This window comes from Virgisporangium ochraceum, from assembly GCF_016863655.1.
Taxonomy (GTDB): Bacteria; Actinomycetota; Actinomycetes; order Mycobacteriales; family Micromonosporaceae; genus Virgisporangium; species Virgisporangium ochraceum.
Map to the genome: position 1 here is coordinate 143,597 of NZ_BOPH01000020.1, position 19,762 is coordinate 163,358.

The 19,762-nt window shown below is 72.0% G+C and carries 13 protein-coding genes and 1 pseudogene; 5 read left to right on the plus strand and 9 right to left on the minus strand.

The window, feature by feature from the left end:
- Positions 1–26: 26 nt before the first annotated feature.
- Entirely contained in the window at positions 27–926 is a 900-nt protein-coding gene (gene bla / locus Voc01_RS08330) for a class A beta-lactamase (RefSeq protein ID WP_203926704.1), read from the minus strand.
- A gap of 82 nt (positions 927–1,008) precedes the next feature.
- Between bla and Voc01_RS08335 the strand changes: the two genes are divergently transcribed.
- On the plus strand, positions 1,009–1,956 hold the full coding sequence (locus Voc01_RS08335; protein ID WP_203926705.1) for a LysR family transcriptional regulator: 948 nt from the start codon (positions 1,009–1,011) through the stop codon (positions 1,954–1,956).
- 5 nt (positions 1,957–1,961) lie between these two features.
- Positions 1,962–2,858 carry a serine hydrolase gene (locus tag Voc01_RS08340; protein ID WP_203926706.1) on the plus strand — a complete coding sequence of 299 codons (897 nt, stop codon included), beginning with the start codon at positions 1,962–1,964 and terminating at the stop codon, positions 2,856–2,858.
- Positions 2,859–2,924: 66 nt separating this feature from the next.
- On the opposite strand, the gene Voc01_RS08345 is transcribed toward Voc01_RS08340, so the two are convergent.
- From Voc01_RS08345 to Voc01_RS08355, 3 genes are read right to left on the minus strand one after another with little or no spacing between them, the layout of a single operon-like run.
- Complete coding sequence (locus tag Voc01_RS08345) at positions 2,925–4,928, minus strand: bifunctional 3-deoxy-7-phosphoheptulonate synthase/chorismate mutase (RefSeq protein ID WP_203926707.1); 2,004 nt, start codon at positions 4,926–4,928, stop codon at positions 2,925–2,927.
- 43 nt (positions 4,929–4,971) lie between these two features.
- A complete protein-coding gene (locus Voc01_RS08350; RefSeq protein ID WP_239160043.1) occupies positions 4,972–5,481 on the minus strand; it encodes a hypothetical protein in 510 nt (169 codons plus the stop codon).
- Positions 5,482–5,508: 27 nt separating this feature from the next.
- Complete coding sequence (locus Voc01_RS08355; RefSeq protein ID WP_239160044.1) at positions 5,509–6,399, minus strand: sigma-70 family RNA polymerase sigma factor; 891 nt, start codon at positions 6,397–6,399, stop codon at positions 5,509–5,511.
- Between the two features lie 62 nt (positions 6,400–6,461).
- Between Voc01_RS08355 and Voc01_RS08360 the strand changes: the two genes are divergently transcribed.
- From Voc01_RS08360 to Voc01_RS08370, 3 genes are all read left to right on the plus strand, one after another.
- The gene (locus tag Voc01_RS08360; protein WP_203926708.1) at positions 6,462–7,748 is read left to right on the plus strand and encodes an FAD-binding oxidoreductase; all 1,287 of its coding nucleotides are present in this window, start codon (positions 6,462–6,464) and stop codon (positions 7,746–7,748) included.
- A 73-nt stretch (positions 7,749–7,821) separates the two neighbouring features.
- Positions 7,822–10,089 carry a discoidin domain-containing protein gene (locus Voc01_RS08365; protein ID WP_203926709.1) on the plus strand — a complete coding sequence of 756 codons (2,268 nt, stop codon included), beginning with the start codon at positions 7,822–7,824 and terminating at the stop codon, positions 10,087–10,089.
- Positions 10,090–10,123: 34 nt separating this feature from the next.
- Positions 10,124–10,543 (plus strand): SRPBCC family protein, encoded by a 420-nt coding sequence (locus Voc01_RS08370; protein WP_203926710.1) that lies wholly within the window; start codon positions 10,124–10,126, stop codon positions 10,541–10,543.
- 1,115 nt (positions 10,544–11,658) lie between these two features.
- On the opposite strand, the gene Voc01_RS08375 is transcribed toward Voc01_RS08370, so the two are convergent.
- The 5 genes and pseudogenes from Voc01_RS08375 to Voc01_RS08395 form a co-directional block, all read right to left on the minus strand.
- Complete coding sequence (locus Voc01_RS08375; protein WP_203926711.1) at positions 11,659–12,237, minus strand: hypothetical protein; 579 nt, start codon at positions 12,235–12,237, stop codon at positions 11,659–11,661.
- The gene (locus tag Voc01_RS08380; RefSeq protein ID WP_203926712.1) at positions 12,237–12,740 is read right to left on the minus strand and encodes a GNAT family N-acetyltransferase; all 504 of its coding nucleotides are present in this window, start codon (positions 12,738–12,740) and stop codon (positions 12,237–12,239) included. The genes Voc01_RS08375 and Voc01_RS08380 overlap by 1 nt, the downstream gene beginning before the upstream one ends.
- Positions 12,741–12,928: 188 nt before the next feature.
- Positions 12,929–13,918 carry a hypothetical protein gene (locus Voc01_RS08385; protein ID WP_203926713.1) on the minus strand — a complete coding sequence of 330 codons (990 nt, stop codon included), beginning with the start codon at positions 13,916–13,918 and terminating at the stop codon, positions 12,929–12,931.
- Positions 13,919–14,234: 316 nt separating this feature from the next.
- Positions 14,235–15,779: pseudogene (locus Voc01_RS08390) on the minus strand (OmpL47-type beta-barrel domain-containing protein); the annotation flags it as partial.
- Complete coding sequence (locus Voc01_RS08395; protein ID WP_203926715.1) at positions 15,776–19,744, minus strand: ThuA domain-containing protein; 3,969 nt, start codon at positions 19,742–19,744, stop codon at positions 15,776–15,778. The pseudogene Voc01_RS08390 and the gene Voc01_RS08395, both read right to left, overlap by 4 nt.
- Positions 19,745–19,762: the final 18 nt, after the last annotated feature.

The window sequence follows — 19,762 nt, forward strand, 5'->3', positions numbered from 1 at the left end:
CCCCGGGAGGGCGCCGGTGTGACCGGCTACTCGCCCGGAGCCAGCGCTGCCGCGAGGATCCGCGCCGTGTCGGCGATCAACGCGTTGGTGACCGGCGCGTCGGGGGTGTCCTTCGACGACAGCACCGACAGCACGACCGGGGTGCCCCGGGTGGTCCAGGCGACGCCGACGTCGTGGGCCGACGCGTAGGCGCCCGTGCCGGTCTTGTCGCCGAGCACCCAGCCCTGCGGCAGGCCGGCCCGGAACCGCTGCGCGCTCGTCGTGTTGCCCTTCAACCACGTGACGAGCTGCTCGCGGTCGCCGCGGGACAGTGCCCGCCCCAGCATCAGCCGCTCGTACGTGCGCCCCATCGCGTCGGGCGTGGTGGTGTCGCGGAGGTCGCCGGGAACGGCCGCGTTCAGCTCCGTCTCCCAGCGGTCGAGTCGGCTGACGTCGTCGCCGATCGAGCGGAGGAAGCGGGTGAGCCCGGCCGGGCCGCCGACCTGCCGGAGCAGCAGGTTGCCGGCGGTGTTGTCGCTGTACTGGATGGCGCCGCGGCACGCCTCGCCCACCGTGATGCCGGAGTCGACCCGCGGGCCGGAGACCGGCGAGTTCGGCAGGATGTCGGCCGGCGGGAAGTGGACGACCGCGTCGAGCGGCGCGCAGCGGTCGTGGTCGCGCAGGACCGCCGCGGCGACGACCGTCTTGAACGTCGAGCACATCGCGAACCGCTCGTGCGCCCGGTAGGCCACCTCCCGGCCGGTCCGCACGTTGCGGGCGAACACGCCGAGGCGTGCTCCGTGGGTCCCCTCGAGCTCCTGCAACTGCTCGTCGACGCCCACGGTCCCGGCGGACGCCGGGGACGCGGCGAGACCCGCGACGGCGACCGACGTGGCCACGCCGGCCCTGATCAGGCCGCGACGGGTGACAGAACGGGTATGAGTCATGCGCGACAGCAAACCCGGCCGGTCCCGATCATGTCCAAGATGCAATGTTGAACCGGCTATGACTAATTGATATGACTGCAGGGTGGACCTGCTCGCGCACCTGGCCGCATTCGTCGCGGTGGCCGACGAGGCCAGCTTCTCCCGCGCGGCCGACCGGCTCGGGATCGCGCAGCCGCTGCTGAGCCGGCGGGTGCGGACGCTCGAGGAGCACTTCGGTGGCCCGCTGTTCGACCGGTCGCCGCGCCGGGTGTCGACCACGGACTTCGGACAGCTGCTCCTGCCGTACGCGCACGACGTGCTCGACCGCACCCAGCGGCTGCGCCAGGTGGCCCGGTCGGCCCGGGAGTCGGCGGCACGGGCGGTGGGGGTCCCGGCGGACTGCGACCCGGCGGCGCTGGCGGCGGTGATCCGCGCCGGCGCCGAGCACGACGTGACGCTCGGGCTGAGCGAGCTCTCACCCGAGGCCCGGGAGGCCGGGGTCGCCGACGGATCGCTGGCGTTCGCGCTGGTGCGGGTGCCGCCGGAGAGCGCGCCGCTGCGGGTCCCGTTGGGGCTGGCGTCCGCGACGGCGCGTGAGCGTCCGATCCACCTCGAGGACCTGCGGCCCCGGCGCGGGTCGGGCCGGCCGGTGCCCGTGCTCGTCACCGCCGAGGACGACGTTCCGCACGCCCGCGACCGGCTGGCCCGCGCCGCCGCCCGGGCCGGCCTGCCGGAGTCGCGCTTCCGTCCGGCCGGAACGAACGGCACAGCCGCGGCGGCGCTCGCGGAGACGCTCGCCGGCCGGTCCCTCCTGCTCTGCGCGGCACCGTTCGCCCGGCGGCACGGTGCGGCCTGGGCGCCGCTGGCCGACACCGCGCTGCACCGTGGCTACGCGCTCACCGCGGCGGCGACCCAGCGCGCCGGCGTTCCGGGCTGGCTGGTCCGCCCGCTGGCGGTCGCGGTCGGCGCGCGACGGACCGCGACGCCGCCGCGTGACGCCGTCCGCGCTGATGCCCGCGACGCCGGCTTCCGCCTGGCGGCCCGGGGATGAGCGCCGTGCCGGCGTTCGTCGCCAGCGACGGCGGCCTGCTCGACGTCGCCGAGGCGATCGCCGCCGAGTGGGCCGCGCTCGGCGTCCGTGGCTCGTTCCTCGCCGAGGACGTCGACACCGGCGACCGCCTCGGCTTCGACGTCGACGAGCCGGTTCCGTTGGCGTCCGTCGTGAAGGTGCCGCTCGCGCTCGTCGTGCTCAGCGGCACCGACCTCGCCCGCACCGTCACGGTGGACCCGGCCACCAGCAGCGTCGGACCGACCGGGCTGGCCGCGTTCCGGTATCCGGCCACGGTGGCGGTCGGCGACCTCCTGCTGCTCATGCTCTCGGTGAGCGACAACGCCAGCGCCGACGCGCTGTTCGACCTCGTCCCACCGTCCGAGGTGGACGCGCGGCTGCGAGCCTGGAACTGCACGGGCATCCGGGTACGGCACCGGATGAACCGCATGTACGAGTGCGCCGTGGGCGTGTCCGACAACGACTTCGGGCTCGCGCTGGAGCTCGCCGTCCGCGACGAGCGCACCATCGAGCTGCTGGACCCGGAGCGCGCCAACCTCGGCACCGCCGCCGCCCTCGTCGACCTGCTGCGCCGCGTGTGGCGCGATGAGATCGCCGATCCCGGCGCCACCGCCGGGCTGCGCCGCCTGATGGGCCAGCAGGTCTTCACCCAGCGCCTGTCCAACGACCTCCGCGCCGACACGATCCGGGTCAGCGGGAAGACCGGTTCGTTCCTGCACCTGCGTCACGAGATCGGGGTCGTGGAGGCGGAGACGGGCGACCGCATCGCGATGGCCGCCCTCACCCGTGCCGACCGCAGGGCCCGCCAGGCCCCGGACATCGACGTCGCCATCGGCGCCGCCGCCCGCGACGCCTTCGAAGCGCTACGCCGCCGTAGCGGTTAGCTCTCCGCGATCTTGGACACCTATGCGTCGGAATCAATGCAAGTGTCCAAGATCGCGGGGAAGGAGTCAGCGGGCCAGGCCGGCCATCAATGCGGCGAGCTGGGGGTGGTCCAGGCTCTGGTCGGCGTCGGACAGGGCGGTGTCGGGTTCCGGGTGGACCTCGATCAGCAGGCCGTGGCTGCCCACCGATCGGGCGGCGAACGACATCGGGGCCACGTACCGCCGGTTTCCGGTGCCGTGGCTGGGATCCACGATGATCGGCAGGTGGGTGCGCTCCTTCACCACCGGAACGGCCGAGAGGTCGAGCGTGTTGCGGGTGGCCGACTCGAATGTGCGGATGCCGCGCTCGCACAGGATCACCTGCTGGTTGCCCGCCGACAGGATGTACTCGGCCGCCGCCAGCCACTCGTCGATCGTGCTCGACAGGCCGCGCTTCAACAACACCGGCCGGTCGACCTTGCCCAGGGCCCGCAGCAGGTCGAAGTTCTGCATGTTGCGCGCGCCGACCTGCAGCAGGTCGGCGGTGCGGGCCATCCGCTGCACCTGCTCGACCGCCATCACCTCGGTGACGATCGGCAGCCCCACCTCGCGGCCGGCCTCGGCGAGCAGCGCCAGGCCGTCCCACCCGAGGCCCTGGAAGGCGTACGGGGACGTGCGCGGCTTGAACACGCCACCGCGCAGGACGTGCGCACCCGCGTCCCGGACCGCCGCCGCCGTCGAACGGACCTGCACCGCCGACTCCACCGAGCACGGGCCGGCCATCACCACGAAGCCCTCGCCGCCCACCAGCACGTCGCCGACGCGCACGAGCGTGTCCTCGGCGCGCGCGTCCCGGTCCACGAGTCGCTTGGGGCGACGGCTCGGCGCGGCCGACGCCGGCGCGAGCACGACGGCCTCCAACGCCTCCGCCGACGCCTGCGGCACCGAACCCGGCTGCGGGTCGGTGCGCGTGACCTTCGCCGGGTAGCTGCCGAGCACCTTGACGTACAGGGCCGCGCTGCGCAGCTCGTCGAGCATGAGCTGCGTGCGCGGGTCGGCGACGTTGCCCTCGAAGTCGACGAAGAACAGGTACTCGAACGGCCTGCCGGGACGCGGCCGCGACTCCAGCTTGGTGAGCGAATGCCCGCTGCCCGCAAGGATTTCCAGGCACCGCAGCAGCGCGCCCTCCTCGTGCCGCGTGGTGAGCACGAGGCTGGTCTTGCTCGGCACCCGCGCGTCGACCTCGATCGGCTTCGCCGCCAGCACCACGAACCGGGTGTAGGTCTCCTCCGCGTCGGCGATGCCCGGCCGCAGCACGGTGAGCCCGTACGCGTCGGCCGCCTCCGGCGAGCCGATCGCGGCGTACGACGCGTCGGCGCGCTCCGCGACGGCCCGCATCGCCTCGCCGCCGTCGGCGATGTGCACGGTCACCGCGCCGGGAAGCGTGCGGAGGAAGGCCGCGCACTGCTCCAGTCCGCGCGGATCCGTGAGGACGTGCGTGAGCGCGCCCAGCGGCACCTGGCTGATCCCGGCGAGGCAGTGGTCCATGCGCCACGTCTCCTCGCCGACGACCGCGACGTCGTGGTGCTGCAGGAGGTCGTAGACCTGGTTGATGCTGCCGGCCGTGGTGTCCTCGATCGGGAGGACCGCGAGGTCGCACGCGCCCGACTCCAGCGCGGCGATCACGGCCGCGAAGCTGCCGTACCCGGTGTAGGCGGTCTTGTCGCCGCGCCCGGCGAGGTGTTTCGCGGCGGCGAGGTGGCTGTAGGAGTGCTCGGCGCCGGGGAAGCCGATCCTCGTTCCGGGTGCCGCGATCAGGTCGGCCGACTGCTTGTCGACCGCGTGACCGATGATCTCGCGGAACACGCGGCGCACGAGGTCGCCGGAGATCCCGTGCAGGCGGGCGGTCGCCTCGACGCCCTCCAGCACGGCGCGCTCGCGCTCGACGTCGCGCACCGGCGTCGACGAGTCGGCCTTGGCCTGCCCGACGGCGGTCACCGTGTCGAGCCGTCGCGCGATCAGCTCCACGAGGTGCCGGTCGATGTCGTCGAGTTCCGCGCGCAGCTTGGCGAGTTCGGGTGTGCCGGTCATGTGACCTCTTTAGCACGTCGCGCCGATCACGCGACCCCGACACTCACATCGTGGTCAGCCGACGGCGGCGGTAGTAGGCCACGGTCACCGCGGCGAGCAGCGGCCCCCACAGCAGCATCGGCGCGTAGCAGACGGTCATCACGAGGCCGGCGAACCCCTGCGGGGCGTCCGGGTTCCCGTTGTTCTCCGGTCCGTTCCACAGCACCGCGCCCGTGACGGTCGCCGCCGTCACCGCGGCCGCGCCCAGCGCCGCCGGGACCACCGCGGCGAGCACCGGCACGGTACGCCCGCCCAGGACGGGCAGCCAGCCCGGGAACCGTTCACCCCACGGGCGCACCAGCCCGAGGGTCAGCAGCGCGACGCCCTCGGCGACGAGGCTCAGCACGATGACGTACGGCGTGATCCAGCCGGGCGCGGCGAAGTCCTCCGCCAGCTGCCCGGAGAAGCCGACCGGAACGCCGAGCCCTTGCGCGATGCGCCACAGCGCCGACGGGACGAGCGCGAGCGGCACGAGGTGGGCCGCCCGGACGGCCCATCGAGGAGAGGAGGTCATGCCCCGAGCGTCTCCGCCCGCCCCGCGTCACGGCAGATGCCGTTCGGCACTAGGCGTGACCGCCAGGTCGGACAGGTGGTCGGTGGCGCCGATCACCTCGATGCGGGTGATCCGCCCGTCGCGGACGACCACCGAGTACACGGCGTACACCGTGCCGCCCGGTGCGTAGGCCGCGCCGACCCACCCGTCGAGGTCGGCCCAGCGGGTCTCGCGGGCGCGGCCGTTGAAGATGCGGGCGACCGCGTCGGCGCCGCGGGCGCGCCGGGTGAGCAGCGGTGCGCCGTGGTCGCCCTGCGGTGCTGCGGCGGCGACCACCTCGGCGTCGGCGCGCAGCTCGACCTCCGGGTCCAGCAGCTGCAGCAGCGTCCCGAAGTCGCCGTCGCGCGACGCGCGCAGGAACGCCTCGACGGCCTCGCGTTGACGGGTGCGTTCGGCTGCGACGTCGACCGCCCGCACCCGGCGCCGGGCCCGCGACGCGAGCTGGCGCGCGGCCTCGGGCGTGCGGTCGACGATCGGCGCGACCCGGTCGAACGACAGCCCGAACACGTCGTGCAGCACGAACGCCAGCCGTTCGAGCGGGGCGAGCGTGTCGAGCACCACGAGCATGGCCGCGCCGACCTCGTCGGCCTCGACCGCGCCGTCCTCGATGCCGTCGTCGGCGGGCTCCGGCGCGTCGATCGACAGGTCCTCGTACCGCCATGCGCCGGTGCGCAACTGGTCGAGGCTGATCCGCGACACCACCGTCGTCAGCCACGCCTCGAGGTTGTCGATGCCGGCCGGATCCGTGCGCTGCAGCCGCAGCCACGCTTCCTGCACGGCGTCCTCGGCGTCGTGGTACGACCCGAGGATCCGCAGCGCGATCCCCCGCAGCCGCGGGCGTTGGCGGGTGAACTCCGCCACCACATCCGATGTCGTCACGTTTTCGCGCACCCCTCCGTCGAACCGGATGAGAGCCAACCTACCGAGGATCGGGGAACGACATGTCCGTACAGGACCTTCGCGGCGCGGTGCGGGGCCGCGTCCGGCTTCCGGGCGACGAGGGCTTCGACGAGGTCCGCCGGCCGTGGAACCGCGCCGTCGAGCAGCCGGCCGCCGCCGTGGTCGAGGCCGCCGACGCGGCCGATGTCGCGGCGTTGGTGCGCTTCGCGCGCGGGACCGGCGTGAGCATCGCCACGCAGCCCAACGGACACGGCGCGTCCGGTCGTACGGACGGTACTGTCCTGCTGCGCACCGGTCGCCTCGACGGTATCGACGTCGATCCATCGATCCGCCGGGCGCGGATCGGTGCCGGCGTGCGGTCGGGCGCGCTGCAGGCGGCCGTGGCTGCGCACGGGTTGACCGCGCTGCCGGGAAGTTCGCCGGTGGTCAGCGTCACCGGCGTCGCGCTCGGCGGCGGGCTGTCGTGGTTCGGCCGGGCTTTCGGCTGGGTCGCCGACGCGGTCACCGCGTTCGACGTCGTCGACGCCGACGGCGAGGCCCGGCGCGTCACCGACGGCGACCTGTTCTGGGCCCTGCGCGGCGGCGGTGGCGACTACGCGATCGTCACCGGGCTCGAGGTCGCGTTGCGCGCGGCGCCGTCCGTCGTCGGCGGCCGCATGCTGTGGGATGCGCGGCAGGCCCGCGCCGTGGCCGATGTCTTCCGCGACGTGACCGCCGACGCGCCCGACGAGCTGACCGCGTGGTTCGCGCTGATGCACTTCCCCGGCGCGGAGCCGATGGTGGCCGTGGACTCCACGTACCTCGGCGACGAGGAGACCGCCCGCAAGCTGCTGGCCGGCTTCGACGCGCTCCCCACGCCGATCGCCGACACCCGCCGGCCGATGGCCGTGTCGGAGCTGGGCGGCATCACCGCCGAGCCGACCGACCCGAGCGCCGGGATGTCCCGAGCGGAACTGCTGACCGACCTCGACGACGCGCTCGACGTGCTGCTCGCCGAGCCGGTCGCACCCCTGATGGCGGTACAGGTGCGACATCTCGGCGGCGCGCTGGCCCGGCCGAGCGACAGCCCGCACGGCGCGCTGGCCGAGCCGTACCTGGCCTACCTGTTCGGACTCCCGTCGCCGGCCGTCGCCGGACGGCAGCGTGCGCTGGCCGCGGCCCTGCCCGCGAGCGGGCGCAAGCCGGTGACGTTCCTGTCCCCCGACGAGTCGCTCGCCGACGCCCTGGAACCGGCGGCGATCGAACGTCTGCGCTCGATCAAGGCGGCGGCCGACCCACGCGGCCTGTTCCGCGCGAACTTCAGCACCGTCGACACCGGCGACCATTGACATGGAATGATGTGCCACCTAGCGTCTCCGTCCTGGAACGGCGTTCCATGTGCTCGATGACGGAGGTCCCGCAATGAGGCGCACCCTTCTCGCCCTGTGCGGCGTCGCCGCGTTGACGCTGTCGGTCGCCACCGGTTCGGCCGCCGAGCCCACCGGTGACCCCGCCGCCACCGCCGTGCCCGTCGGGGTCGACGGCCCGCCCGCCCCCGACACGGCCCGCGACGGCGGCGACCCGGGAGCCGCGTTCATCGGCCAGCAGAAGTACTCCACGGTGTACGAGGGCGTGCCCGGCGAGATCGCCGGCAACCCGTTCGCCGACGCGGTCGACGGGCTCGACGGGGACGGCAGGCCGACCCGGCAGGTACTGCTCTCGTGGCAGGCCAACGAGGACGTCGCGGCGGCCGACAGCGAGCGCACGCTCGTCCAGTCCTTCGACCGCGGCCACAGCTTCCCCACCGGCCACGCCGACGGCATCTCGGGCTTCTACCGCAAGCTGCGCGACGGCGACATCCTCGGCGTGGAGTTCATCCCGCACAAGGTGCTCGGCCCGAACCGCGTGCAGCTGCTGCAGAAGCGCTCGACGGACGGCGGCCGGACCTGGAGGACCGAGCACCCGGTGTTCACCACCGACCGGACGTTCGACAGCACCGCCTTCGACCGCGGCATCCGCGCGCACCGCGACATCCTCGAGGACCCGCAGGGCAACCTGCTGCTGACGTACTACACCAAGAGCCAGGGCGAGTCCGCCGGCGCCGCGGAGATGGCGATCAGCCGCGACAAGGGCCGCTCGTGGCAGCGGTACGCCACGCTCTTCCCGCCGATCGGCAACCGGTCGTTCAACGAGGTCGGCGTCAGCTGGGCGGTCAACGGCGACCTCGTTGCCGTGTCCCGCAGCCACGTCGGGTCGGCGCTGAGCCAGATGTACACCGCGCGGTCCACCGACAAGGGACGCACGTGGTCGGCTCCGGTGCCGGTGCGGATCGCCACCGCGTCGGGCGAGCCCGCGCCGCAGACCGGCGTGATGCCGGTGCTGCACCTGCTGCCCAACGGCATCATGACGCTGACGTTCGGCCGGCCCGACAACTGGGTCGCCATCTCTCCCGACGGACTCGGGAACAGCTTCGAGCAGGCGCAGGTGACCTACCGGAACTTCCCCGAGCAGGACACCGGCGCGTTCCAGCGGACGCACGGGTCGTCGGGCAACGGCGCGCACGCTGTCGTGGGTCCCAACCGGATCCTGCAGGTGGGCGACAACTGCGCGCCGAGCTGGGGCTGCCCGGCGACCGACGCCGGGTTCCAGATCGACGGCGAGTACCGCGTCTGGAAGAAGTTCGTCGACATCGACGCACCCGGCGTCGGACGGATCGACCTGCTGTCGAAGTTCCACAGTGGAGCGGTCAGCATCGAGACCGACATGAAGGGCACCAACCGCGACCTGCCCGAGACGCGGCCGGTCGGCGCGATCGACGGCAGCACCGACTGGGCCGCGTCGGCGGTGCGCGAGACCCGCGACGGCACCGGCCGGTTCACGCTGAACCTCGACCGCACCTACACCCTGACGAAGGCCGGCCTCAGCCTCCACCCGGGGCTGCCGTCGTCGGCCGTGGTCGAGGTGTCCACCGACCGTACACAATGGACGAAGGTCGTCGACACCGGCACGGTCACCAGCTACGCGTTGACGTACTTCCCGGTCGACAGGGTGGCGGCGAAGTACGTGCGGGTCACCGTGAAGGACCCCAACCGCGGCCTCGCGCTGCTCAACGAGCTCGAGCTGCACTCCACGGTGGACTCGTTCGAGAACGACGCCGTCGGCTACGTGCCGCGCGGCTACACCAACGCGATCGGCGCCACCGTCACCAACCGCGACACCGGCGGCGACGGGCACGCGCTGCGCCTCGCCGACGCGTGGAACGACCGGATCGCCCAGGCGACCTGGAAGAGCGCGCCCGCCCCGACGCAGAAGCTGGCCTTCCGCGTGCAGTCGGTCGGCTACGCCCGTTCGCTGAGCTTCGTCACCAACGGCACCAACGCGTCGGGCGCCACGGTGGCGGCGTTCCAGATCGCGATGCAGGCCGACGGCCGGCTCGCCTGGTACGGCGCGGCCACCCGCGTCTGGACGAAGTTCACCACCGTCGAGCAGGCGGTGCCGCAGAAGACGTGGGCGGGTATCGAGGTCCGGGCGACCCTGACCGGCGCCGAGGTGTTCCTCGACGGCACCCCGGTCGGCACCGTGCCGCCGACGAACGCGGGTGTCGCCGCGCTCACCGGTCACACGTTCTCCACCAGCGGCACGGCGCCGACCTACGACAACTTCGTCATCGACGACGTCGAGCAGACCTAGGCCCCGGCAGCGGGGTCGTGTGTAAGGTGCGGCGGTGGCGACGATCCGGGTGGAGACCGTCGTCGGGCGGTCCGCCGACGAGGTGTGGGATGCCGTAGCCGACGTGGGCGCGGTGCACCGGCGCCTGCTGCCGGGCCGGGTCGCCGACGTGCGGCTCGACGGCGACACCCGCGTGCTGACCATGCCCGACGGGTCGCGGGTCACCGAGCTGATCCTCGCCGTCGACCACACCCTGCGCCGGATGGCGTACTCGGTCGTCGAGGGGCAGCGGCTGCCGCTGACCTACCACCACGCCGCGTTCGAGGTGGTACCCGACGGTGACCGCAGCCGCCTCGTCTGGGTCACCGACGTGCTGCCGCACGGCCTGGCTCCGGCGGTGCGGGCGCGCGTCGAACGCGGCATCGTCGAGATGGCGGCGACACTGGAGGCGGCCGGTCAGAACGGTTCCGCGTAGACCACCACGTTGGTGACCCCGAGCGCCGTCGCGGTCTGCCGGAGCGACTCGTCGAAGCGATCCCGGCGAGGTTGGACTGGTGTGCGGCCTGCAGGAAGGCGGTGTCCTGCTGGGAGGGCGCCGCCTGGACGGGCGCGGCGGGAACCGCGACGAGCGCGGCCATGCCAGCGGCCATGCCCGCGGCCACGCGTCCCGGACGCGTGGGTCCGGACCCGCACACGCGAGGTGACCTGCGGGTTTGTCCGCTGTTCAGCGTGTCGTGGCCGCCCCGACGGCCACACTTGTCATAATGACGAGGAAGAGGCCCTTCCACGTATGAGGTGGAAGGGCCTCTCAAGTTCCGCGGCTCCAGCGATCCGAACTCTCGTTCCGCTCTCAGCCTCTCACCTTCGCCTCTCAGCATCGCCTCTCGACGTTGCGGACCTTCGACATCGCGGGCTCTCCACCGTGCGATCCGCTCTCAGCAGGACGGCTCCTCCGCCCGGGTCTGATTTCTCAGCCCCGGACCGATTCCTCGGACCGCGAGCGCAGCGCGCTCGATGAATACTCTGCTCCATCGATGATTCGCTCCGTCGATCCGCGAGGTCGATCCGCGAAGTCGATCGGCGAAAGCGGTCTGATCGCTCAGCCCACCGGTTCTTCGGAACACACCACGGTTGTCTTTCGGTCAGTCTGGGCTTTCACCGGTGCACACGGTGTCCACCTTCCCAGGAGGCGCCTTTCCCGGGAGCGACTTACCAGTTGGTGGACCGCTTGCGAACAGCACAACCACTTACCCGCTCGCGCAGGCTCGAAGTTCTGAAGTTCGCCGACCTACGGTTCCCCCTTGCGGGTTCCCCCTCGATCCGGTTACCCGTCTCTGGTGGCGTGTGAGATTTCTACCGCCGTAACACGCGCCACACAAGGGTTCCGGCGAAGCAATCTCAAGAATCTTTCTCCGTCCACAGAAACGGTGGTGTTACCCCCAGGTTTCGACGAGTTATCCACCGGTTCATCCACACGACCCCGCCGTCAGCCCTCGGAGCCAGCGGGGCTTCGCTGCCGAACCGTGACCTCGGACCGGCGTTCGTCGGCGGCCGCCAGCCACACGTAGACCCAGGTGCGCCGCGACCGGCTCAGTGGGTGAACGGCTCCAGGCAGCCGTACTCCGCGGCCGCGCCTCGCACCTGCACCAGCACGCGCTCCGGCCGCACGTCACCGACCACGCAGCCCCGGCCGCCGACCCGCACCCCGAACACCGCGCCGGCCGCCTCCCGCATCGACCGGACGGTGATCGCCTCGGAGCCGACCCCCAGGTCGAGGAACGCCTGGCGGGTCGACGCCGGCCTGAAGTCGCCGGCGGCGCGCAGCGCCTCGAGTGTCGGCCGCACCCGGGCGGCGAGGTCCTCACCCGCCGCCTGGTCGTCGGCCGACGGGTCGTTCCCCTGCTTCCAGGCGTTGTTGTCGACGTGGTTCGGCGGCCCGTCGCCGGGCGGTGTCGCGGCACCCGCGTCCGGCGCACCCGACGACGAAGAGGCGCCGCTCGGCGACGACGAGGCGCCGGTCGACGACAGCGGACCGCTCGCCGTGGGACGTGGCCCGTCGCCCGCGCGCGGCTTCGTCTCGGCGTCGCGGTTCACCATCAGGAGGACGACGTTGGCGAGCACCATCGCGGCCACGACCACCGCCACCGTCCACCACCTCGACCGTGTCATCAACCGCCGAGCGTAGCCGCGCGGTGCCACCGGACCTCGCCGTCGTGCCACTCGTCGGTCGCGGTCAACCCCACGGCCGTCGCGACGCTCGCGGAGGCGCGGTGGTCGGGGTGGATATGGGCGATGATCGTCGGGACCCGCTGAGCGTCGAGCCATTCCACGAGTCCCCTGGCCGCCTCGGTGGCGATGCCCCGGCCCTGCCAGGGAGTGCCGACCACCCAGGCGATCTCGGCACCGTCGCTTTCGACGGTCGCCTGGACGTACCCGGTCAGGCAGTCCTCGTCGCGCAGCCGGATGACCCAGTTCAACCAGGAGACACCCGGATCGTCCGGACCCTGCACCATGCGCTCGTACCGGGCCCGGAGCACCTCCGGCGACACCGGTTCCCCGCCGATGAAGGTGTGCAGGGCCGGGTCGGAGAGCACCTCCGCCATCTCCCCGGCATGGTCGACGCGCAGCGGCAGCAGGTCCAGCCGCCCGGTGGTGATGGCCTCGGATTCCATGCGCCCTTCCTACCGCACCCCGCGCGCGGCCGGGAGCCGCGGTCCCCCGGTGCGGCCGTCACCGCGTTCGGGAGGACGGCGCGCGGCGGGCGGCCGGATCGCTCCGACCGCCCGCCGCTCTCCGGCGGCGCGCCACCCGTCGCCGGTGCCCGGCGGCCAGCCACCAGTGGCCGCCGGGTTCGGAATGCCTACTTCAGCTTCGCCGGTCCGGCGGCGACCGCCTCGGTCTTCGCGGCCGAGGTGCGGGCCGCGGCCTTGTCGTCGCCGGTGGTCGGACGGTCGGCGGCCGACTTCGCGCCGGCGCGTGCCGCCGCCGCGGCGGCCGGGGCCTGGTCGCCGGTGACGCCGCCGCGGATGCGGTTGCTCGGCGCCACGACCGCGGCCGGGTTGTTGCTGGCGAGCTGCAGCTGGCCGTTGATGATGTTGTCGTCCAGCGACACCCCGCCGGAGGTGTTGGAGATGCTCACGTCGCGGCCGTAGTAGCTGCCGGAGGCGCAGCCGTCCAGGGTCCCGTTCGGGCCGAGCTGCACGCCGCCGAGGTTGCCGGCGAACGTCGCCTTGCCGCGCACGGCGCTGCCGCACACGACGCTGCCGGTCGCGTTGTTCAGCACCGAGAGCGCACCGTCCACAAAGGAGTCGTGGACGTCGGTGTAGTAGGCGCCGCTGCTGTTGACGTTGCCGGTCACCTGGGTGTTGGCGTCGAGCCGGACCTCGCCGACGTTCACCGCGACGTTGCCGGTGATCGACGTGTTCTCCACGTACAGGAAGCCCTCGATGGTCTGGTTCCCCTTGGGGCGCAGCGTCACCGTGCCGCTGGTGCCGTTCTTGAGGAAGACGCCGAAGCCGCCGGCGGCGAGCACGATCTGCCCGCCGACGGTCGTGCCCGACGTGTCGAGGTAGCCGTCGGCGGCCACCCGGATCTCGCCGCTGATGGTGCCGTTGTTGACGACCAGGTTGGCGCCGGCGGCCACCTGGACGTTGCCGGTGATCGTGGTCCCCTCGAGCGCGCAGGACTCACCCGGCGGAACGTAGAGGTCGTTCGGCACGGTCACCGCCCCGCCCGTCCCGATGCAGTAGGTGATGAGATCGGCCTGCGCGGCCGGTGCGGCCGCGCCCACGACGGACGCGGTGACGACCGCGGTCAGCGCCGCGAGCCTGGCGACGGTTTTGCTCTGCATCAAGGTCTCCCAATCAGAAGAAGGCGTGGACGCTGCGGGTACCGATGTCCGACGCGGCGGCGGCCCGGACGATGGCCCCCTGGTCGCGGCGGGTGATGAGGCCGGCGGTGACCAGCGGCGCGGTGACCGACTGGACGTGCCGCACGAACGTGGGGTGGTCGGGGTACTCCCCGTTCTCGGCGACCAGGTCGTTGATGGTGCAGCCGTTGCCGGTGTCCTTGTTGGAGACGCCGGTGTCGTGACCGCGGATGACCACGGTGGCCCGGTTGTCGGAGTTGGGGCACGCGTCCGACCCGGGTTCCACGACGGTGAACGAGACGGTCTTCTCGGCCGCGACGTTGCCGGCGTTGTCGGTGGCCCGGTACCGCACCGAGTGCGGCCCGGCGGTGCCGACGGCGATCGGTCCACTGTAGACGGTCCAGGCACCGGCATCGAGCGCGTACTCCACGGTGCGCACGCCGGACTGGCTGTCGGTGGCGGTGACCGTGACGGTCGCGGTGTCGATGTAGCTGCCGTTGGCGTCGCGGCTCCCGGTGACCGTGGCCGTCGTCGCCGGTGGCACCACGTCCTCGGCCGGCGGCTGCACGACCGTGAACGACGTCGACCCGATCGGCGAGACGTTCCCGGCGACGTCGGTGGCCCGGTACCGCACCGTGTGCGCCCCGAGTGCGCGGACCTCGACCGGCGCGGTGTACGCGACGAACGCCGCACCGTCGAGCGAGTACTCCACGCCGGCGACCCCCGACCCGCTGTCGGTCGCGGTCACCGTCACCGTCGCCAGGCCGATGTAGTCGCCGTCCGGCTCGCGGTTGCCCGACACCGACGAGGTGACCGTGGGTGGCGTGGTGTCCTGCGGTTCCGGCTCCACGACCGTGAAGCCGGCCATGCCCTCCGGCGACACGTTGCCGGCGTTGTCGACGGCCCGGTAGTGCACCATGTGCTCGCCCGGGTCGTCGACGACGATCGGCGCGGTGTACGGCAGGAACGGCGCCCCGTCGACCGAGGCCTCGATGCCGGCCACGCCGGAGCCGCCGGTGTTGTCGGTCGCGGTGACGGTGACCGTCGCGCTCCCGACGTAGCGGCCCTGCGCGTCACGGTCGCCGGTGACGGCCGCGGTGACCGTCGGCGGCGTGGTGTCCTGCTGCTGCGGCTCGACGACGCGGAACTGCACCGAGCCGACCGGCGACACGTTGCCGGCGTTGTCGGTGGCCCGGAACTGCACCGAGTGGTCACCGATGCCCGACACCACGACCGGTGCGGTGTACGGGGTCCAGCTGGTGTCGTCGACCTGGTACTCGACGCTCGCCACACCCGAGCCGCCGGCGTTGTCGGTCGCCTGCACGGTGACCGTCGCCGAGCCGACGTAGTTGCCCTGGGCGTCGCGCTGCCCGCTGACGGTTCCGCTCACGGTCGGCGCGGTCTCGTCCTCGACGGGGTCACCGCTCACGGTGAACTCGCCGACCATCGAGCCGTGCCCGGGGATCGTGCAGAAGTACCGGTACTTCCCCGGCGTCAGCGTGACGGTCGCGGTGTGCCGGCCGTTGTTCGCGTCGAACGGGTTGGCGAGGATGTTCAACGAGACGTCGTGGTTGTAGCCCGGCGTCGAGGTGTCGAACGTGAGCGTGTGCGACATCAGGATGGTGTTGCCGGTCGCCTCGCTGTTCTCGAAGACGATCGTCGTCTCACCGGGTTGCGCGCTGGTCGGCGCGCTCTTGTACCGCGTGATGTCGTTGTCGGCAGTCCAGGTCAGGGTCTGCGCCGCGAGCCGCGGGGGCGCCCCCGGCGCCGCGGAGACCGCGGGCGCCGGGGACACCACGAACGCTGACAGGACCAGCAGTAGAACGGCGACGAGCTGTTTCACAGTTGCCTCACGCGAACGTTGCGGATCTCGATCAGGTCGGCGTTCCCGTGGTTCTGCAGCCCGACGAAGCCGCTGGCGAACTGGCGGAGGTCGGTCGGCGGGTCACCGGCCCGCGAGGACTGCTTGCCGGGCGTGTTGTCGAACTCGTTGATCACCACGCCATTGCGGACGATCGTGTAGTGCTGGCCGACCACGCGGATCTCGTAGTCGTTCCATACACCCTTGGGCGTGGCGCCACCCTGCTGCAGCGACAGGACCGGGTCGAAGTTGTAGACCGAGCCGGTCTTCTGCGGCTCGCCGGTCTCACCGTCGTAGATCTGGATCTCGTGTCCACAGTAGATGGCCACCCAGGCCTGCGACGTCTGCGCCGAGCCGACCGTGCCGCAGCTGCCCGGAGGCCGCTGTGCCAACGGGATGCGCGGGTCGGGGAACCGCACGAACGCACCGCTGTTGGCGCGCGTCGTGCCCGCCGAGGAGTCCTTGAACTGGAACTTCAGCGAGAAGTTCCCGTACTCCCTCGCGCCGTACCAGAGCATGCCCAGCCCGCCCTGCGAGAGCAGGGACCCGTCGGGCTGCAGCGTGAACGACCCGGACGGTGCCTGGATCCAGCCGGCCAGCGACTCCGGTGTGCCGTCGAAGATGCCCTCGTACCCCACGTGCCCGGTGCGGCCGATCGGCGACGACGCCGCCGCGCGGGTCAGCGCTCCGGCCTCGCGTCCATTGAGGACACCGTCGCGCTGGAGCTGGCCGGCGACGGCGTCGACGTGGCGCACGAAGCTGTCGTGGTCGGCCCACGTGCTGTCGTCGTCGATCAGGTCGTCGACGGCGCAGCCGCCACCCACGACCCGGTTCGCCACCCCGGTGTCGGTGTCGCCGATGGTCACGGTGGTTCCGCGGTCGGGCACCACGCAGCTGACGGTCACCGTCGTGCTCACCTCGGCGACCTCACCGTCGGCGTAGGTCACCGTGAGCCGCGCGGTGTAGGTCCCGACCTTGGCGTAGGTGTGACGCGGGTTCGCCTCCGTCGACGTGGCACCGTCGCCGAAGCTCCACTGCCACGACACGCCACCGGCACGCGACCCGTTGAACTGGTACGTCAACGGCTTGTTCTGGACCGCGACGGCGGTCGCCGCCGGTGCCGGGGTGGCCGGGCCACCCTGGTACGCCACCCGGATCAGCTTCTGGTTCGGGTGCAGGCTGAAGAAGCCGCCGCCGTAGTCGAGCAGGTAGAGCGCGCCGTCGGTGCCGAACTTCGCGTCCATCCAGCCCTGCACCGTGGTGCTGGTGCCGCCGAACGGAACGATGGCCCGCAGCGACTCGGCGAACACCGGCGGCTGCGCCGTCGCCACCCCGGCCGGGTCGACCGTCACCGCCACGCGGTTCTGCGGACCCGACTGGTCACCGATGAACCACTTGTTGTCCCAGTGCGCCGGCCACGCCACGCCGCTGTTCACGTTGACCAGCGAGCGGTGGTAGGTCGGGCCGCTCATCACGGCCTGGGAGCCACCGGTCAGGTACGGCTGCGTGTAGGTGGCGTCGGCCGCGTTGTAGGTCGGGATGTTGCTGCCGGGACGGTTCGGGAAGACCGGGCCGCCGCCGTCGGGTGAGTACCAGATCATGTTGTTCTTCACCGGTGGCAGGTCGACCAGACCGGTGTTGCGCGGAGAGGTGTTCTTCGGCGCGTTGCAGTCGTACCAGCCGGTGAGCACCGTCGCGTCGGTGTTGCTGCGGTCGCGGTAGGGCTGCTTGTTGCCCATGCAGAACGGCCAGCCGTGGTTGCCGGCCTCGGTGATGACCGTTGCCGTCTCGTACTTCGCCGGTCCCAGCTCCGGGTTCGGCGACCCGGCGTCCGGGCCGACCCAGGCGGCGGTGAGCCACTTGTTCTTCGGGTCCCACTGCAGGCGCGAGATGTTGCGCACGCCCATCACGTAGATCTCGGGCCGGGTCTTGTCGGTGCCCGGCGGGAACAGGTTCCCGGACGGGATCGTGTAGGTGCCGTCGGCCTCCGGGTGGATCCGCACGATCTTCCCGTTGAGGTCGTTCGTGTTGCCGGACGTGCGGCGCGCGTCCTGGAACGAGATGCCGGCGAACTCCTGGGTCCAGTTGTTGCCGGAGTAGCCGCCCGACCCGCCCGACGAGTTGCTGTCGCCGGAGCCGATGTACAGGTTGCCCTTGTCGTCGAACGTCATGCCGCCGCCGGCGTGGCAGCAGCTGTGGATCTGCACCGGCCACTGGATGAGGTCCTTGCGGGTCGCCTGGTCGATCGTGTTGTTCACCTTGTCGTAGGTGAACCGCGAGACGGTCCGCTGGCCGACGCGCGTGGTGCGGTCGATCGACGCGTGCGGCATCCAGTAGACGTAGATCCAGTTGTTCTGGGCGAAGTTCGGGTCGGTGACGATGCCGAGCAGGCCCTCCTCGTTCTTCACCAGTTCGTCGCCGCTGCCCCGGTTGCCCATGACCTGCAACGTGGTGAGCAGCTTGACGCCCTTCGTCGCGGGGTCGAAGCGGTGGATCGTGCCGCAGCCGAGACCCACGTTCGGGTTGCTCCAGTCGACGACCGGCCCGCTCGGGCAGGCGGCCTTGCCGACGTAGAACACGCCGCCGTCGGGCGCGACGGTCAGCCCGTGCGACTCGCCGATCTGGTCGAGCTGCCCGGCCTGGTTCGTGGCGGTCAGCCGCTCGATCTTGTAGTTCGACGCGATCGTCGCCTGGCAGTCACCGCGCTCGATGCCGGTGGTCCAGCGCAGCGCGCCGGCGAGGTGGGTGCGGAACGCGGCCTCGTCGTAGCTGCCGACGGTGTGGCCCATGCCGGTGTAGAACGAGCGGCCGCCGTCGTAGTCCCTGCACCACGAGACCGGGTGGAACGCGCCGTTCGCGCCCTGGCCCGCGTTGTGCTTCCACTCCTCGACCTGCGCGACCGTGTGCACGGTGCCGATGGGGTTCGGGTCCCAGTTGTACCAGCGGTCCGAGCGGGTCAGCTTGAGCGGCAGCGTCGCCGTCGCCGGGTGCTGACGGTCGAGGATGTCGACGACGCTCTGCTGTACCGACGGCACCGGGGGAGGCGTCGGGTCACCGGCGAACAGCCGCAGGTCGGCGAGCTGGATGATCGGCTCGCCCGCGTTCGCGGTGATGTTCAACCGGTAGTGCGCGTACGTCGTGGTGTTGGCGAACGTGAACCGGCGGATCTGGAACGGGTGGTTCGGGAACGTCTCGCCGGTGCGCCGGTCGAGGTCGGTCCAGTCGGTGCCGTTCTGGGAGCCCTGCAGGGTCCAGTCGCGCGGGTTGCGGCCGGCGAAGTCGTTGGCCGAGGTGAGCGCGTAGGCGTTCACGGCGGCGGGGTTGGTGAGGCGGTAGGCCACCCAGCCGGTGTTGGCGAACGTCAGCCACTTGGTGGCCGAGTTGTTGTCGATGAGCTTCTCTTTGGTCTCGTTCGGCGGGTTCTCCGCGCTGGCCGTCACGGCGGCGACGGGTAGCGGGTTGTCGACCGAGCCGACCGGACGGGTACCGATGAGCCCGGTGAACCAGGTCGAGTCCGGCTGCGCCTTCGCGGCGTCGCCGATGCCGAGGAAACCGTTGCCCGCGCGGACGTAGTTCTGCAGCGCGGTCTCCTGGTCACCGGTCAGCGGGGCGCCGGCGGCCGACAGGAACACCACGCCGCGGTACTTCGCGAGGTTCGTCGGGGTGAACACGGCCGGGTCGTCGGAGACCGTCACCGCGACGTCGTTGTCGGCGCCGACCTCGGCGATCTCGTCGGCCGCCTTCTGCACCGGGTCCTGCTGGTCGCCGACCGGGCCGTGGAACGCCAGCACCTGCACGCCGGCGTCCTGCGCGCCGGCGGGTTCGCGCACCGGTGACGGCGCGGCCGACACGGGCGCCAGCGGCAGGCCGACGGTGAGAGCGACAACGGTGGCGACGGCCAACGCGGGCCGCCACCTTCTGCGTCGGAAGCCTGATAGCGGGGTCATCCGTGGCTCCTTCGTTGG

Excerpts from the sequence above, each read along its gene's own strand:
- bla (WP_203926704.1), bottom strand. The coding sequence starts at position 926 with ATGACTCATACCCGTTCTGTCACCCGTCGCGGCCTGATCAGGGCCGGC.
- Voc01_RS08345 (WP_203926707.1), bottom strand. The coding sequence starts at position 4,928 with ATGACCGGCACACCCGAACTCGCCAAGCTGCGCGCGGAACTCGACGAC.
- Voc01_RS08350 (WP_239160043.1), bottom strand. The coding sequence starts at position 5,481 with ATGACCTCCTCTCCTCGATGGGCCGTCCGGGCGGCCCACCTCGTGCCG.
- Voc01_RS08360 (WP_203926708.1), top strand. The coding sequence starts at position 6,462 with ATGTCCGTACAGGACCTTCGCGGCGCGGTGCGGGGCCGCGTCCGGCTT.
- Voc01_RS08365 (WP_203926709.1), top strand. The coding sequence starts at position 7,822 with ATGAGGCGCACCCTTCTCGCCCTGTGCGGCGTCGCCGCGTTGACGCTG.
- Voc01_RS08375 (WP_203926711.1), bottom strand. The coding sequence starts at position 12,237 with ATGACACGGTCGAGGTGGTGGACGGTGGCGGTGGTCGTGGCCGCGATG.
- Voc01_RS08380 (WP_203926712.1), bottom strand. The coding sequence starts at position 12,740 with ATGGAATCCGAGGCCATCACCACCGGGCGGCTGGACCTGCTGCCGCTG.
- Voc01_RS08385 (WP_203926713.1), bottom strand. The coding sequence starts at position 13,918 with ATGCAGAGCAAAACCGTCGCCAGGCTCGCGGCGCTGACCGCGGTCGTC.
- Voc01_RS08395 (WP_203926715.1), bottom strand. The coding sequence starts at position 19,744 with ATGACCCCGCTATCAGGCTTCCGACGCAGAAGGTGGCGGCCCGCGTTG.